Source organism: Sciscionella marina DSM 45152 (genome assembly GCF_000379465.1).
Taxonomy (GTDB): domain Bacteria; phylum Actinomycetota; class Actinomycetes; order Mycobacteriales; family Pseudonocardiaceae; genus Sciscionella; species Sciscionella marina.
The window spans coordinates 838,442-853,849 of sequence record NZ_KB905380.1 but is presented as its reverse complement, the minus strand read 5'-3'; the positions used below and the strand labels follow the sequence as shown (position 1 = coordinate 853,849).

The following is a 15,408-nucleotide window of genomic DNA, read 5'->3' as shown; positions in this document are numbered from 1 at the left end:
CGAGTGATGATGGCGGGTTCGAACACGAGTGATGCACGGCGGTTGAGCCCGCGAAAGTCGGCGCACGCGGAGTACGCGCAGTGTCAGCGCTGGGAGTGTGCGGCCCGCCTGCGCAGCGTCGAGCGGGAACTCGCCGCCGAACGCCGTCGCCGGGTGGCCCTCGAACGCGCGCTCGGGGAACCCGGGAAATCGAACGTTCTCGCCGTTCTCGCGCTGGTATTCGGTGCGCTCTCGATTGTTTTCGGTCTGCTGCCCTATGTCGGCATCGTCGGTTTTCTTTTCGGTGTCGCCGCCGCGGTGCTCGGCGCGATCGGTGTCGAGAAATCCGATGACCGCAGAATGTGCGGCGCGGGCGCGCTGTGTGGTGTTTCCGGGATACTCATCGCACTGTTGATGGTCATTCTCGTCTACTGAACCCTCGTCTACTGAACCGGAACCGCAGGCAGTGGTGACCGCTCGACACGACGGTCCCGGCTTCTGTGCCGCCGAGACGGCGCAGCAGCGCGATCCAGGCCGCACTGCCGGACAGGACGAAACCGAAAGTCACCCGCAGACCGAGCCGATCGAACGCCCAGTCCAGGTATGCGGTGCCCGCTTCCCGGGCTATTCCGCGGCCGTGACAATGCGGCGAGAGCGCGGAACCGAGATCCGTGCCGTGTTCGGGGCGATGCCGCAGCCCGACCCGGCCCTGGAACTCCCGGGCCGCGGCCTCGCGCACGGAGAACTGACCGTAGCCGTAGTCCGACCAGTGGGCGATAACGTTGTGGCACATGGTTTCCGCATCCGCCCGGGTGCCTGCCTGGCGAGTGGCCAGCCACCGCATCACACCCTCCTGGCCGACAACGGTCTCGAACAGCTCCTCGCTGTCGCCCGCGCTGATCGGCTCGAGAACCAACCTCGGAGTCCGCAGGACCGGCCCGACCGCTTCACTCACCGTGTGCCCCTTTCGCCGGAAGACGCGATCCTATCGGGCGAGGATCTGGGATGCGGTCGACACAGCGACAGCACAATGGTGACCGCCCGAATCATGGGCGGTCACCATTATCGCTCAATTCCAGCGTGTCCCAGCGGGTACTCGGAAGGTAGTGTTGACTCGATTGAAGAAGTTGGTGAGTGACACCATCAGAATCAGACAACCCAACTGTTGCTCGGTGTAGTGTTCGGCTGCCTCGGCCCAGATCTCGTCGGTGACAGCGCCAGGCCGGTCAGCGAGCCGGGTCATGGCCTCGGCGAGCGCGAGAGCGGCCCGTTCCGCCGCGTCGAAGCGCGGGTCCTCGTACCAGGCTGGTAGCGTGAGCAGCTTCTCGATGTTGTGGCCGCCTTTGATGGCGAGCTCGGCCTCCGCATCGGTACAGGCACTGCACCCATTGATCTGACTGGTCCGCAGCTGGACCAGTTCCAGTGTCTGCCGAGGCACGTCACCCCGGTACGCCGCTTTTATGATCTCCTGAACATGGTTGAAAACGTCGGGCTGGCTGGCCGGGTCGTGGATACGTACTGCCATGCTGTCCTCCTGAAATCGATGTCGACGCACACCACGACGCACCAAACCGGTCGAAGGTAACGCCGATTCGCGCGTTACCTGTTCGGCGTCCGCCACGTCCTGATGAAGACAACCGCCGTGCGCCCCAGGGGAGTGCCATGACTGACCAGGACAGCCTGGCCGCTACCTTCGAGACCCACCGCTGCTACCTGCACTCGATAGCGTCCCGAGTACTCGGCTCACATGCCGACGCCGATGACGCGGTGCAGGAAGCGTGGCTACGTCTTGCGCGCACCGGCGAGCAGGACATCCATGAGCTGCGCGGCTGGTTGACCACGGTGATCGGACGGATCTGTCTTGACTTCCTGCGCCGACGTAGCACTCACGGTGAGCAGCCGTTGGAGCTGAAGATGTCGACAGCAGTCAGCGACGACAACCCCGATCCCGAGACAGAAGCCGTTCTCGCCGACTCGGTCGGTCTGGCCCTGCACGTCGTCATGGACGCCCTCACTCCGGCCGAGCGGATCGCGTTCGTGTTGCACGACGTGTTCGAGCTGCCGTTCGACACGATCGCGGCGATCCTCGCCCGCAGCACAGCCGCGACCAAGATGCTGGCCAGCCGGGCCAGAGGACGAATCCGGCTCAGTGCACCCAGCACCCGGTCCGCGGACCGCAGCATTGTCGACGCGTTCCTCACCGCCGCCAGCAAGGGCGATATCGCCAGCCTGCTCACCTTGCTCGCCCCCGAGGTCGAACTGCACACCGACACCCAGGTCATCCGGGGAGCGCGCACGATCGCCACGCGAGCCTCCTTCGGTGCGCGGTCAACCGCGACCGGCCACCCGGCACTGATCAACGGTGCCCCTGGCATCCTCCTCGTCACCGACGGCCGCCCGTCGCGGTTGATGGCGTTCACCGTCGACAACGGCCGCATCACCACGATCCGAATCCTGTCCGACCCACAGCAACTGGCTCAGCTGGTTCCGTCCTGGATCACCTGATCGAGACGGCGTCCGATTCCTCGATCTCGATGGTGCCGCCCGCGCGGCCGGTCCGGCGGCGCGATTGACCCACATGCTTTAGGCGACTAAACTATTTTTATGACAGTGAACGTGACTCCACGGAAGAAGCCGATCAGGTTCAAGATCGGCGTTGCTCTCCTCGTCTGCTGTGCGCTGATCTACCTGGGTGTCCTCGTCGTGCTCTTCCTGCCGCTGGATGCCGTCGGCAAGGCCGCCATCATCGGCGGGGTGGTCGTCGCCGCCGAGACGTGCACCGTCCTTGGCGTCGCCGGTGTCGGAAAAGAAGCCGTCCAGGCACTCAAGGCCCGCTTCGGACTCAAGAGGCGCAAGCGTGACCGGGTGGACGGGCGGGCGCCGGTCGCGAAATGATGCGTCCGATGGCTGCTGAGGAGAAGACGGATAGGCGTGCCCTGGCGGCGCGAATCAATCAGCTCTTCGTGGACTTGTGGGTCGAGTCCGAGCGGCGCGGTCCGCGTTACGACGACTTCGGGCTGACCGTTCAGCAGCAACTCGTGCTCGGGAAAATCGTCGACGACCCGAACATCACGTCCAAGGAACTGGCCGAGGGACTGGGCGTCTCGCAGGGCGCCATCAGCCAGCACCTGGCGCGGTTGGAGAAGGACGAGTACATCTCCAGGCAGCGAAGCCCACATGACGGGCGAGTCCACGTGTTCCGGCTCGAAAAGCGCGGCACGGCGTTCCGGCGGGTTTTGCGCCGGTACGACCAGAAGCTCTTCGAGGCGTATGCCGCCAAGCTCTCGGTGTCGGACATGGCGGAGATCGAATCCGCGCTCGAGAAGCTGAAGCGGGTCTTCGAGGGCTGAACCGTCCTCGAAGACCGCTACGTTTCCATGAGCGAGGACTGTCGCGGGGCGAGACCGCGAACAGGGCGAAGAAACCGGTACCGGGGGCGCGTCGCGGTATCATTGCCCACGATCGCCGTGGCGTATCGAGGACGGGGACATGATGATCGGCGCACTGCGACGAGGTCTTGGCCGACTGCGGTCGTGGATCGTGACCGGCTACACCGTGGCCGGGATGCACCTCAGCAGGATCATCCTGATGTCCGTGGCCAGTGCGGGCACGGTGATCGGACTCGACATGCTCGGTATCCTTACCGCCCTCGCCCCCGAAGTAGCCCCGCTGATCGTCCTCGGAGGCCTTGCGTTGGGCTTCGTTCGGCGTGAATGGGCGCGCGCTCGCGGTGACCGGGTCCTGACTCGATTCCGAGGGTGGCTGGTCACCGGTTCCAGGCAGACGTGGGCGCACCTCGGCAGCCTCGTCCTGCTCGCCGCGCTGAACGCGGGAATGACGCTCGGGTATGACACTGCGGGGGTTCTCGTTGCGTTCGTGCCCGAACTGCTTCCCCTGCTGCTGGTCAGCGCGGCGGTCGTGACATTGATCCGCCGCGGACGCACCCGTCTTGGTCATGGGTAGTCGACTCACGAGGAAAAGCACGACTCCGACCCCACAGTCCTATTGCCGGTCGCTGCGAGTCGGGCTTTTCTCCTTGCTTCACCCGTGCTGATGAGCCCAGTGAGCAACGCGCAGCGCGCCGGGGAACCGGCATCGCCGAGTTTCGTCATACCACACACGTGGTGACGTCACATCGCTACGATGGGCTGCGGTTCGCGATGCGGCGGGAGCAGGAGAGCGCAGGCATGACCACGCCGGGGGAAGGCCAGCAGGGACTGCTACCGCTACCGGGCACGGCGGGGTCGACCCCGTTGACGCCGATGAGCGAGCAGATCGAGACGGTCAAGCACGGCCAGCTGCCGAGCGATCCTGGTGGCTACGATCCGAACAACCCCGGTAATGGGGAAGAGCAGATCCAGCGCGCCGCCTACCTGCACCAGTCCGGCCAGCCGCAGGACCCCGAACCCGATCACGGTGGCAAGGGCTACGAGTTCGACCCCGAGACGCTGCCCGTGCGGCATCGCCGCCTGCCTCTGACAAGAAAAGCATGGAGTACGTCGAGGCATATCGCGCGTCCCTTCAAAAGGTGGCGAACCAAGCCGGGGCGCGTCGATATACCTCCACGATCTGGTGAAGAGCATGAAGAGAGCGTTGGCTGACTATCAGCAGGACGAAGAGCACAACGCGCAGGACTTGCGGAGGAATAAGGCGTGAAACGGGCAACCTTGGCTGTTGAGCTATCCGCTGCTGCCGCGGCAGGGCTTTCCGGATGCGGCCGGTGCCCCTGCACAGCCGGGCAGCCTTGACAAACCGTCTAGCGCTCCACCGTCCGGAGGTGCCCCGAAGGTCACGACGCCAGTCGACGTTTCGCAATACGTCAATGACCCGTGCGGTCTGACGCCCAAGGCCACGATTTCGAGACTGGGAATGTCTACGCGGCCGAAGGTTACGGATAGTGGGCACCGTAACGATGGAAAACCAAATAGGTTGTGCCAGTGGGGTGCATCGGGAACGCAGCACGGCGTGACCGTGAGCTTGCTGGGCATGGGACTTGATGCTCAGTACCGGAAACAGAAGCTGGCGCATTACTACGAGACTTTCGGGCCGGTGACTGTTGATGGTTATCCTGCGGTAAAAACGACCGAAAGGCGCGGCGAAAGACGGTCGATCCGGACTATCGGTCTGAATGACCGCGAGTCGGCGAACATTCAGGTCACAGCGGATAGCCCGACTGCGGCGAAGAAGACTACGGATGCGACGGCATCGGCAACCATGGACACGGTGAGATCGGGAGGGAAGTAGTCGTGGGGTACAGCGGGGAGGAGATCTACCAGAAGCTGGTCGAGCAGAAGCTTGGGACTGAGGGCATGTTCCAGTCCAAGGACCAGGTTTTCGGGCTGCCGCAGCGGTTCAACGAGATCTCGGATCGGATCAAGCAGACGGCGGGCAAGCTCGAGGACCGTTGGAAGGGCGACGCTGCCGGTGCGGCGAAGCGTGGGGCCGGTCCCGCTGGTGTGGCACCACCGAGAGATACCTTGTCGACAACGACTACACCGTCGAAGACGAAGCCCGCGCCACCGTCCTCGAACTGGTCAAGGTACCCAACCAGGATGGTGGTGAGTTCCTGGTGCAGACCCGCGACCAGGGCGGACTCAACGGAGCCAGACCACCCTCGACTATGTTCTCGGACCCCACGGCGCCTGGCTCAACCGGCTCGAAATCGACGGCCACGGCGACGACTACCTGGTCTGCGCCCCTGCCACCGACCAGGCCATCACCGAACGACTCGAATACCTACGCCGCCAGCTGAGCTAGCGGCAGCGGCCACGCCCCACGATATGCGGCACACTTACGCGAGTTTGCTGTTTCAGGACGGCATTCGGTTCGATGCGTTTTCGGCGTTGCACGGCCACAAGGACATCAGGACCACGCAGCGGTACGCGCATCTCGCCGATAGCCATTGGGAGGAGGTGCGTTCGGTTCTTGACGAGGGCGAGCAGCGGGAGCCCGGCGAGGACCAGGCTTCCGATGGGCTTGCGGTGGGTCAGCAGATAGCGAGGCTTGCGGAGGAGAAACCGGCGCAGCGGGCGGCAATCACGCAGGCTCTGGAGGACCCGTCGGCTATGGGCGGTGAGGGGCAAACGTTGCCACCTATTTGCCACCCCGCGACGAGGAGGTGCCCGTCGCCGCGGTGCTCGGCATGGACCGTTTCCGCACGTTAAGGGAGGGATGAAAGTGGTGGGGCAGGCCGGACTTGAACCGGCGGCCAAGGGATTATGAGTCCCCTGCTCTGACCAACTGAGCTACTGCCCCGTGGTGTCTCCGGCGAGCCAGGTTACACGGCTGTGCCGGATCGGGGCAGGATGGCCTTGGTAGGCAGACCGAAGATGGCTTGTGGTTGACGGTCGTCACATTGGCAACATAAACTTCCGGCGAAACGGGCAACGGGGCTTGGTGAGGCGATGGGCTACCGGATTGACGGTATCGATCCGCGGTGTGCGGCGCTGTTGGTGATCGATATGCAGAATGATTTCCTGCTGGAGGGTGCTCCGCTGGAGGTGGCGCAGGGCCGGGCGATGATGCCGGTGGTGAATGGCGCGATCGCGGCGGCCCGTGGCTCCGGGATGCCGGTGTTGTTCACCCGGCATGCGCACAACCCGGACGGCACGGACATGGGAATGTTCGCCCGGATCTATCCGGCGGTGGCGGAACGTACGGCGCTGATCGATGGCACTGCGGGAACGGAGCTGTACGCGGGCCTGGACCGGGACGCGGCGGAACCGGTGCTGGCGAAGACGCGATACAGCGCGTTCCATGGCACGGATCTGCGGGACCGGCTCGCCGGGGTGCGCACGCTGGTGCTGTGCGGGGTGACGACGGAGGACTGTGTGCAGGCGACGGCGCGGGATGCGATGTTCCTCGACTACGAGGTGCTCGTGCTCTCGGATGCGACGGCGACCTACGATCATCCGGACGCCGGTCAGGGTGGCATGACCGCGGACGAGGTGCATGCGGCGACGCTGGTGGTGCTCGCTCAGTCGACCGCGGATGTGCGCACGACCGGCGAGTTCGCCCGGCTATGCGGCGGGGTAGTCGGGGAGTCCGTCGTCCTTGGCGAGTGAGCCGCTGCCGCTGACCATCATCCGCTGTATGAGGGAGCGCTTGAACAGGGTGTCGCGCAGCCAGAGCCCGGATGCGCTCGCGGGGGCGAGGAACCGGCCCGGGCTGGCGGCCCGTTGCCAGCGTCCGGCGAACCGTCGCATTCGCCGTTCGTAGGCGCTGAACGCGGTGCGGTGGTCTCCGCGGGCGGTGGCGAGTTCACCGGCGAGCACGTAACCGCCGATGATTCCGGTTCCCACACCCATGCCCCCGAGGGTGACGCCCCAGGCGGAATCGCCGAGGAGCGCGACGCGTCCCTTGGTCAGGTGCGGAATCGTGACCCTGCTGATCGAATCGAAGTACAGCTCGGGCGCGTCCTGGAGCGTGTCGAGCAGTTCGGGTACATGCCAGCGCATTCCGGTGAATGCGGTACGCACGAAGGATTTCTGCCGCTCGATATCGCGGAGGTCGTAGTCCAGGGCCGGAGCGGCGAAGGCGAACATGGCGCCCGCCCGTTTGGTGTCGCGGCGATCCGCGCCGACGCTCGCCAGCCGTCCGGGAGTGTTGTACATCCGCGGGGTCGTGTCGAATCCGTCGTCGTTGGGCAGGCTCCAGCTGGCGAGGTAGTAACCGAGGTGGCGCACGAAGTTCGTCTCCTTCCCGAATACGAGACGACGAACAGCGGAGTGGATGCCGTCCGCGCCGATCACGAGATCGAAGGTGCGTGCGGGTGCCGATTCGAATTCCACCCGGACCCCCGCGGCATCCTGATGCAGCTCGGTGATCGTCTCGCCGAAGAGGTACTCGGTGTTGTCCGCGCTGCGCTCGTGAAGGATGCGGGACAGATCGCCGCGGTGCACCTCGAGGTCACCACCGGCGAACTCGAGGGGCAGCCGGTAGCGCTCGTGGTCGTGCTCATCGACGTAGATCATGGCGCCGCCACCGGTGCGTACCGCGTGCAACTCGTCGAGTACGCCCATTCGCTCGAGCACCGAGAAATGGGTCGGTCCCCGGAAGTCGACGACGAACCCGCTCCTGCGCAGCGCCGGTGCGAGCTCGACCACGGTCGTCTGTGCGCCGTGCACCCCGAGCCAGTGGGCGAGCGCGGGGCCGGCCACGCCCGCCCCGGAGACGAGTACCCGGAGATGACTCAACGCGGAAGTGCTCATACCGCTCCGATCAAAACTGTTTCCTTGCGACACAGTGTACGATAGATGCAGTTTCACCGGTTGGCAAGGACGATCGAACGAGCAGGGAGTGCGCATGGGAACCGAGGAGGCCACGGCCTTGTTGTGGGAGGGCCTCGCCGCCCCGAAGCGCGGGCCCCGGCCGACCCTTCGGCTGGACGCGATCGCCGGGGAAGGGATCGCGCTCGCCGATGCCGAGGGGATCGACTCGGTCACCATGCAGCGAGTGGCCGCCGCGCTCGGGGTGACCAAGATGGCGCTCTACCGCTATGTGCCGGGCAAGAACGAACTGGTCGCGCTGATGACCGATATCGCGATCGGGGAACCGCCCAGGCTCGCGGACCTCGAGGGTGGCTGGCGGCCACGGCTGTACGCCTGGGCTCTGCGCATGAGCGAGCGGTTCTGGCGGCATCCGTGGACCCTGCAGACGACCGTGGGACGGCGTGCCTTCGGGCCGAACGAGCTCGACTGGCTGGAGGAGTCGGTGGCCGCGCTGGACGGGATCGGGCTGGAGGGCGGGGAGAAGCTGGACGTGGCCGCGACGCTGTCCGGGCATGTGCGTTCGCTGGTCCAGCAGGGAGTAGCGCGGGTGTCCGAGGACGGCATCGAGGGCCGGTTCACTGCCCTGGTGCGCGGTCGCGAGGAGCGGTTTCCGGCCCTGCTGGCGGCCATGAAGTCGGCCGAGGCGCACGACAGCCAGAACAAGGCATTCGAGTTCGGGCTCGAGCGGATCCTCGACGGTGTGGGGTCCCTGCTTGAGCAGCGGGCCTGATCAGGCCCGGAGTTCCCGTTCGATCCACCGGCACAGCACGTCGACGACGTACTCCCGCTCGGTGCGGTCGAGTGCCCGGCCCTTCGGGATGCGGTGCCAGCTGCGCAGGCAGTTCCGGCAGCAGGTCGCCGTCGCGTGCTGGGCCACGAACACCGGGTGCCCGCGGTAGGGCGTCTGCTTGCCGTCCTTGCGCGGTTCGGCGGGGGCGAGCCGCTGCGCGATGAGGTCGTGCGCGTGCATGCGGATCGTGGCCGCGGCGGTGAGTTCGGCCTTGGCGCGATCCGGGCCGCGCAGATGGAACTTGGCGCGGAACGGCTGCCGCGCCAGGCGGCTCAGCAACTCATCGAGGGATTCGCTGGACATGAGAACTGTCCTTCGAACAAAGAGTGGAGCTCCCCGGACTGGACTCGAACCAGTAACCCTTCGGTTAACAGCCGAATGCTCTGCCAATTGAGCTACCGGGGATTGCTCTTCCGTCACGGCTCGCCGTGACGAGTAGTAACTGTAGCGCATGTCCGATCGGTGCCTCGAGAGGACCCCCGCCCGCGCGGGGCGTACCGGGACAGCAGCGAGCTGACATGGGAGAATGGTGGTCCAGCTGTGGTGAGTCGGATGAGGGTGTGTTGGTGATGCGCGTGTTCGTGCTCGGGATCGCGGTCGGTTATGTGCTCGGTTCGCGGGCGGGGAGAGAGCGCTACGAGCAGCTGGTGCGCGCCTACCGCAGGGTCGCGGATCATCCGATGGTGCAAGGTGCGGCCGGGGTGGTCCGGGCGAAGCTGGGGGAGCGGTTCGGTGGGGACCGGCAGCAAGGCGGCTGAACAGACGCGTTTTTCACGCCGGGCGGCTACGGTGTGCCCGTGTGGTCGAGGCGCATGCTCGCGCGGCTGATCTTGGCGGTGGCCGGGGCGGGGCTGCTGGTGTGCTTCGGGGTGGCAGGTGTCGGGCCCGATCCGGATCCCCGGCTACGCGGTTCGATCGGTCAGGTGCGCGCGCTCGAGATTCCCGGTGTGGTGTCGAAGTTCGCCGCCCGCCCGGCGCGGGTGTACTTCCCGCCCGCCTACGATCACCGTCCCGCGCAACGGTTCCCGGTGCTGGAGATGCTGCACGGCGAACCGGGCGATCCGGGGCAGTGGCTGGCCAGTGGTGGGCTCGAGCATGTGCTGAACGCTTTCGCCGAACGGCACGGCGGGGTGGCCCCGATCGTGGTCATGCCGGACGACACGGGACCCGATGACGAGACCGGCATGCTGTGCATGGATTCCCGGCTCGGCAAGGTGGAGAGCTACCTTGCGGTGGATGTGCCGGACTGGCTGCGCGCGCATTTCCGGGTGAACCCGAACATGGCGGTCGGCGGGCTCTCCTACGGGGGCAGTTGCGCACTGCAACTGGGGGTCCGTGATGCCACGCGATTCCCCACCTTCCTCGACCTTTCCGGTGAGGCTCCGCAGACGCTCGGCACGGTCACGGGCGCGATCAGGGCGGGGTTCGGCGGCGACGTGCGGGCTTTCCGTGCGGCGAATCCGCTGGACATTCTTGCGCGGCAGCGATTCCCGCGCAGCGCGGGGTGGTTCGTGGCCGGTGCGCAGGACGCCGAGTACGGCCCCGAGGTGCGCCGCGCGGCCGCCGCCTGCAGACGCGCGGGAATGGCGGTGCGGTCCGAGGCGCCCCAGGGCGGCCATGATTGGAATGTGTGGAATCGTGGATTCTCGGACGCGCTAGAATGGCTCACCGCCCGATTGGGCATCGTTTGATCCCGGACCAACCTTTCGGTGGTTCACGCGTCCTGCTCTTGCGGAATCTTGCGGGAAATCGTGTCGGCGAGGAGAGAAATGACGGACGGTCGAGGGGCCCGTGGGTTCGATCCGGGCCCTGCGCTGCCCGCGGACGTGGTGGAACACGCCAGGACGGCGGGTTCGCTCGACGGAGAGTGGATCTGGATCGTACTGACGGTATTTGCGATCGCTTGTCTCGTCTTTTGGTTTTGGCTTCGTCAACGTAAGGTAAAGAAAAGCATTCTTCTTGTCGGTGTCGTGGTATTTGCGTTACTCGCCGGAATGACCGGCTTGAATAGTTATGTCGGATATATTCGCACCCCGCACGATCTGGGAATGGTGCTCGCCCGCGGCCCCTCGTTCATCGCCCCGCTCGGCCGGATGGTCGTGGACGATACGAACGGCGGTGATCAGGACGATCCGGGTGCGCGCGGGGCCAAGGCGCTGAAGTTCGCCCGCAGCGCGCGGGCGGGCGGGGATCAGCCGCGGCTGGTGCGGATCCCGCTGCCTGATGCGAAGCTGAGTCCGGGCGGCGGATCGACGAACGTGTTGCTGCCACCGGGCTACGACGATCCGGCGAACGCGAACCGGCGTTATCCGGTGGTGTATCTGATCCACGGTTATCCGGGTGGGACCTCGGACGACTGGTTCACCGCGGGCGATGCGGTCGGCACCATGAACCAGCTCTACAGTCATCACCTGGTGCGCCCGATGATCCTGGTCGGGGCGGACATGACGGCGGGCGATACGGGGACCGATTGGGAATGCCTGAACGTTCCGCACGGTCCGCAGCTGGAGAGTTACCTGACCGAGCACGTCGTCGGGCAGATCGACCACCGGTTCCGCACCCTCCCTGGTCGGGGTGACCGGGCGATCGGCGGGATGTCCGGCGGTGGGTTCTGCGCGCTGAACGTGGGCCTGCGCCATCTCCCGGAGTTCGCCACGATGCTGATCACCCTTCCCTACGACACCCTCGGAACGGATGCCGCGCTGCTCGGCGGGGACAAGGCGCTGGCGGCCGCGAACGATCCGCGTGCCTACATCCCGCGGATGCGGTTCACCCAGCCGATCGCGGCGATGATCGATGCCGGAATGGGGTCCCGGGTGGATGTACAGGTCGCCAAGCGGCTCGCCCGCTCGCTGCTCGCCAGGGGACAACGGGTGGCACTGCGTGAAGAACCGGGCATGAACCACACCTGGAACACTGCGCGCGCCGCGCTGCCGTTCCTGATCGCCTTCGCGGACCGGCAGTTCCCCAGAACCACGGACGTGCAGCAGGTCGGAGTACCCGGTCGCCATTAGGATCCCACCGTGACGAGCACAACACCTCCCGCATGGATGAACAGGGCGGCGGCGTTCCTCGCGACGCTGACCGAGATCATGGCGCTGTGCAGCTTCGTGCTCGCCGTGTTCCCCGGTCATGTGCGCTGGCTCTGGCTGCCGGTCAACATCCTGACCGGTATCTTCTTCGTCCCGGCCGATGCGAGCCTGTTCATGGCGCTCGCGCTCGCCCTGCTCGGGGTCGCGCTGCGCAGGCGCAAACGGGCCGCGCTGTGGGTACTACTGTTGTTGCAGGGCTTCTGGTCGATCCTCGCGGTGACCTTCCTCGTCACGCTCGTCCTGCGCGGTTCCCAGGTGTACGCGGACCTCGAGGTCCGGAAACCGCCGATGATCATGCAGTACGTACTCCCGGTGATGTTCGCCCTGGTGCTCGTAGTGTTCGTGGCGGAGATCCTGCTGCGCCCGGCTTTCCCGGCCCGGCGTGCGAAGGGGGCGCTGCGCCGCGCGCTCGCGCTGTTCGTCGGCGGGCTCGTGGCGGTCACCCTGTTCGGCTGGGGGCTCACCGAACTGTTCCCCGGGAAACTGGAGAACACCTGGGACCGGTTCGCCTGGGCGGCCAACCAGACGGTCGGCCGGTTGATCACCTTGCACTTCTTCGGTATCCACGGGATCGGCCCGCGCTGGGTGAGCCTGGTCATCGGGTTCGCCGCGGCCCTCGTGCTGTTCGCCGCGGTCGTGGTGTTCTTCGCCGCGGTGCGCTCCCGGCGGCTGGTGAACCCCGGCGATGAACTGCGCATCCGGGAGCTGCTCGCCGAACACGGGGACCGGGACTCGCTCGGCTACTTCGCCACCCGAAGGGACAAGAGCGTGGTGTTCGCCCCGGGTGGCGCGGCCGCGGTGACCTATCGGGTGCTCGGCGGCTGCAGCCTGGCCAGCGGTGATCCGATCGGTGATCCGAGCGCCTGGTCGATGGCCGTCGAGGCGTGGATCGAGGAGGCACGCCAGTACGGCTGGATACCCTGCGCGCTCGGCGCGAGCGAACGCGGGGCGCGAGCGTACCGGCGCGGCGGGCTCAAGGCACGCGAGATCGGGGACGAGGCGGTGATCGAGGCGGACCGGTTCAGCCTCTCCGGGCGCGGGCGGAAGTCCCTGCGCCAGGCCGTGTCCCGGGTGCGCCGCTCCGGATACACCACGCGCATCCGGCGGCACGAGGACATTCCGGCCGAGGGGATGACCGAACTGCTCGCCCGCGCGGACGCGTGGCGCGGCGAGGAGACCGAGCGCGGGTTCTCCATGGCGCTCGGCCGGCTCGGGGATCTCGCGGACAGCCGCTGTGTGATGGCCGAAGCCTATGACGCACAAGGCGAATTGCGTGGGCTGCTGTCCTTCGTGCCCTGGGGACGCGGCGGGCTCTCGCTCGATGTGATGCGCCGGGACCGCGCCGGGGTGAACGGGATCATCGAGTTCCTGGTCACCGAGGTCGTGGCCGCCGCGGGTGGGCTCGGGGTGCGCCGGATCTCGCTCAACTTCGCCATGTTCCGCGCCGTTTTCGCCGAGGGGGAACGGATCGGTGCGGGACCGGTGCTGCGCGCCTGGCGCGCGATACTGCGCTTCTTCTCCCGGTACTTCCAGCTCGAATCGCTGTACCGGTCGAGCGCCAAGTACGCCCCGACCTGGATTCCCCGGTTCCTGTGCTACCAGAAGAGCCGCCAGCTCGCCCGGGTCTCACTCGTGGCCGGGATGGCCGAGGGATTCGTGCCGACTCGCAGACGGTCCCTGCTCGCCCAGCCGGGCAACACCGATCCCGCGTTCCTCGAGCGGGTGCGCGAGATCGAGTCCAGTGCGAACGCCGTCGCCCCCGAACGGCAGCTCGGTGAGCAGGTCCGGGTGCGGATGGCCAAGCTCAGCGCGCTGGAGAGCGAGGGCATCGACGCCTACCCGCCCGCGGAGGTGTCCCCGCGGCGGCTGGCCGGGCTGCACGAGGAATTCGCCCTGCTCGGCCCCGATGACCACAGTGGACAGACGGTCACCGTGGCCGGGCGGGTGGTGGCGAAACGGGATTTCGGCGGACTGTGCTTCATCGTGCTGCGCGACGGGAGCGGGGAACTGCAGGCGATGCTCACCGCGGACCGGCTCGGCCGCGCCGAACTGCGCGCGGTGCGCCGCGGCCTGGACATCGGCGACCAGCTCGCGGTCACCGGTGAGGTGATCACCTCGCGCACCGGCGAGCTCTCCGTGGCCGTGCGCGAGACGAAGTTGACCGCGAAGTGCCTGCATCCTTTGCCGGACAAGCGAAAGGGGCTCGTGGACGCAGAGTCCCGGGTGCGCTACCGCTACCTGGACCTGCTCACCGGGGCGAGCGCCGGTGAGGTGCTCCGGCTGCGTGGCACGGTGCTGCGCACGGTGCGGGAGATGTTGCAGGGCAAGGAATTCCTCGAGGTCGAGACCCCGATCCTGCAGCGGGTGCACGGCGGGGCGAACGCACGCCCGTTCACCACCCACCTCAACGCCTACGACGCGCGGATGTATCTGCGCATCGCGCCCGAGTTGTACCTGAAGCGGTTGTGCGTCGCCGGGGTGGAGCGGGTGTTCGAACTGGGCAGGAACTTCCGGAACGAGGGCGCGGACGCCACGCACAATCCGGAGTTCACCATGCTCGAGGCGTATCAGGCCTACGCCGACTACGCGGAGATGGCCGGACTCGCCCGCACCCTCATCCAGCAGGTGGCGCGCGCGGTCCACGGGAAACCGGTGGTGCGCAGGCGATCCGCGGACGGTGTGGTGTCCGAAGTGGACATCGCGGGGGACTGGCCGGTGATTCCGGTGTATCGCGCCGTCTCCGAGGCGCTCGGCAGCACGGTCACCCCGGGTACGGACAGCGCGAGCCTGCGCCAGGCCTGCCTCGGCGCGGGACTCGAGGTCACCGGTCAGCAGGAGAACGCCGAACTCGTGCAGCTGGCCTACGACAAACTGGTCGAGCCCGGTACCGAATCGCCGACCTTCTACACGGACTTTCCCGCCGCGGTCTCCCCGCTGACCCGCCCGCACCGGGCCGATGAACGGCTCGCCGAACGCTGGGACCTGGTCGCCTTCGGCGGAGAGATCGGCACCGGCTACACCGAGCTCACCAATCCGCGCATCCAGCGCGAGCGGCTCACCGCCCAATCGCTGCGTGCGGCCAGCGGAGATCCCGAGGCGATGGAACTGGACGAGGACTTCCTGCACGCGCTCGAGTACGGCATGGCGCCGACCGGTGGGCTCGGCCTCGGCATCGACCGGCTGGTCATGCTGCTCACCGGCGCGCCGATCCGGCAGGTGATCACGTTCCCCTTCGTGCGCAAGGACATCGGCGTCTGAGCTCGGTACTGCCGGACGC

The 15,408-nt window shown here is 66.8% G+C and carries 18 protein-coding genes and 2 tRNA genes; 14 read left to right on the top strand and 6 right to left on the bottom strand.

Annotated elements, in window-relative coordinates:
- The first annotated feature begins 42 nt into the window (after positions 1–42).
- Positions 43–414 (top strand): hypothetical protein, encoded by a 372-nt coding sequence (locus A37U_RS0104130; protein WP_157182603.1) that lies wholly within the window; start codon positions 43–45, stop codon positions 412–414.
- Here A37U_RS0104130 and A37U_RS48070 read toward each other — a convergent pair.
- A complete protein-coding gene (locus tag A37U_RS48070; RefSeq protein WP_020495346.1) occupies positions 398–934 on the bottom strand; it encodes a GNAT family N-acetyltransferase in 537 nt (178 codons plus the stop codon). The genes A37U_RS0104130 and A37U_RS48070 overlap by 17 nt on opposite strands.
- Positions 935–1,048: 114 nt before the next feature.
- Entirely contained in the window at positions 1,049–1,504 is a 456-nt protein-coding gene (locus A37U_RS0104120) for a carboxymuconolactone decarboxylase family protein (protein WP_020495345.1), read from the bottom strand.
- Positions 1,505–1,641: 137 nt separating this feature from the next.
- On the opposite strand from A37U_RS0104120, the gene A37U_RS0104115 reads away from it, so the two are divergent.
- From A37U_RS0104115 to A37U_RS54755, 7 genes are all read left to right on the top strand, one after another.
- The gene (locus tag A37U_RS0104115; RefSeq protein WP_020495344.1) at positions 1,642–2,484 is read left to right on the top strand and encodes a sigma-70 family RNA polymerase sigma factor; all 843 of its coding nucleotides are present in this window, start codon (positions 1,642–1,644) and stop codon (positions 2,482–2,484) included.
- A gap of 99 nt (positions 2,485–2,583) precedes the next feature.
- Positions 2,584–2,874 (top strand): transporter suffix domain-containing protein, encoded by a 291-nt coding sequence (locus tag A37U_RS0104110; RefSeq protein ID WP_020495343.1) that lies wholly within the window; start codon positions 2,584–2,586, stop codon positions 2,872–2,874.
- A gap of 8 nt (positions 2,875–2,882) precedes the next feature.
- Complete coding sequence (locus tag A37U_RS0104105) at positions 2,883–3,329, top strand: MarR family winged helix-turn-helix transcriptional regulator (protein ID WP_020495342.1); 447 nt, start codon at positions 2,883–2,885, stop codon at positions 3,327–3,329.
- A 139-nt stretch (positions 3,330–3,468) separates the two neighbouring features.
- Complete coding sequence (locus A37U_RS0104100; protein ID WP_020495341.1) at positions 3,469–3,942, top strand: hypothetical protein; 474 nt, start codon at positions 3,469–3,471, stop codon at positions 3,940–3,942.
- A gap of 299 nt (positions 3,943–4,241) precedes the next feature.
- Positions 4,242–4,580 carry a hypothetical protein gene (locus A37U_RS51270; RefSeq protein WP_157182602.1) on the top strand — a complete coding sequence of 113 codons (339 nt, stop codon included), beginning with the start codon at positions 4,242–4,244 and terminating at the stop codon, positions 4,578–4,580.
- A 73-nt stretch (positions 4,581–4,653) separates the two neighbouring features.
- Positions 4,654–5,223: a DUF3558 family protein gene (locus A37U_RS49290; protein ID WP_157182601.1), complete on the top strand. Its 570-nt coding sequence runs from the start codon at positions 4,654–4,656 to the stop codon at positions 5,221–5,223.
- A 65-nt stretch (positions 5,224–5,288) separates the two neighbouring features.
- On the top strand, positions 5,289–6,143 hold the full coding sequence (locus tag A37U_RS54755; protein ID WP_086010767.1) for a tyrosine-type recombinase/integrase: 855 nt from the start codon (positions 5,289–5,291) through the stop codon (positions 6,141–6,143).
- Positions 6,144–6,157: 14 nt separating this feature from the next.
- On the opposite strand, the gene A37U_RS0104080 is transcribed toward A37U_RS54755, so the two are convergent.
- Positions 6,158–6,234, bottom strand: a tRNA-Ile gene (locus A37U_RS0104080).
- 149 nt (positions 6,235–6,383) lie between these two features.
- Between A37U_RS0104080 and A37U_RS0104075 the strand changes: the two genes are divergently transcribed.
- A complete protein-coding gene (locus A37U_RS0104075; protein WP_020495338.1) occupies positions 6,384–7,043 on the top strand; it encodes a cysteine hydrolase family protein in 660 nt (219 codons plus the stop codon).
- Here A37U_RS0104075 and A37U_RS0104070 read toward each other — a convergent pair.
- A complete protein-coding gene (locus A37U_RS0104070; protein WP_020495337.1) occupies positions 6,999–8,189 on the bottom strand; it encodes an FAD-dependent monooxygenase in 1,191 nt (396 codons plus the stop codon). The two genes, A37U_RS0104075 and A37U_RS0104070, sit on opposite strands and share 45 nt — an antisense overlap.
- A gap of 94 nt (positions 8,190–8,283) precedes the next feature.
- Here A37U_RS0104070 and A37U_RS0104065 point away from each other — a divergent pair, with 94 nt between their 5' ends.
- Positions 8,284–8,979, top strand: a complete 696-nt coding sequence (locus A37U_RS0104065) for a TetR/AcrR family transcriptional regulator (protein WP_020495336.1) — start codon at positions 8,284–8,286, stop codon at positions 8,977–8,979.
- On the opposite strand, the gene A37U_RS0104060 is transcribed toward A37U_RS0104065, so the two are convergent.
- Together A37U_RS0104060 and A37U_RS0104055 are read right to left on the bottom strand one after the other, a co-directional pair.
- Complete coding sequence (locus A37U_RS0104060; protein WP_020495335.1) at positions 8,980–9,342, bottom strand: DUF4186 domain-containing protein; 363 nt, start codon at positions 9,340–9,342, stop codon at positions 8,980–8,982.
- 29 nt (positions 9,343–9,371) lie between these two features.
- Positions 9,372–9,444: transfer RNA gene (locus A37U_RS0104055), tRNA-Asn, on the bottom strand.
- A 164-nt stretch (positions 9,445–9,608) separates the two neighbouring features.
- On the opposite strand from A37U_RS0104055, the gene A37U_RS0104050 reads away from it, so the two are divergent.
- The 4 genes from A37U_RS0104050 to lysX all read left to right on the top strand — a co-directional run bounded on the left by A37U_RS0104050 (position 9,609) and on the right by lysX (position 15,389).
- Complete coding sequence (locus tag A37U_RS0104050) at positions 9,609–9,797, top strand: hypothetical protein (RefSeq protein ID WP_026196858.1); 189 nt, start codon at positions 9,609–9,611, stop codon at positions 9,795–9,797.
- 39 nt (positions 9,798–9,836) lie between these two features.
- Positions 9,837–10,730: an alpha/beta hydrolase gene (locus tag A37U_RS42200; protein ID WP_157182600.1), complete on the top strand. Its 894-nt coding sequence runs from the start codon at positions 9,837–9,839 to the stop codon at positions 10,728–10,730.
- 303 nt (positions 10,731–11,033) lie between these two features.
- Positions 11,034–12,053 carry an alpha/beta hydrolase gene (locus A37U_RS42195; RefSeq protein WP_157182599.1) on the top strand — a complete coding sequence of 340 codons (1,020 nt, stop codon included), beginning with the start codon at positions 11,034–11,036 and terminating at the stop codon, positions 12,051–12,053.
- Between the two features lie 36 nt (positions 12,054–12,089).
- Positions 12,090–15,389 (top strand): bifunctional lysylphosphatidylglycerol synthetase/lysine--tRNA ligase LysX, encoded by a 3,300-nt coding sequence (gene lysX / locus A37U_RS0104035; protein ID WP_020495331.1) that lies wholly within the window; start codon positions 12,090–12,092, stop codon positions 15,387–15,389.
- The last annotated feature ends 19 nt before the right edge of the window (positions 15,390–15,408 follow it).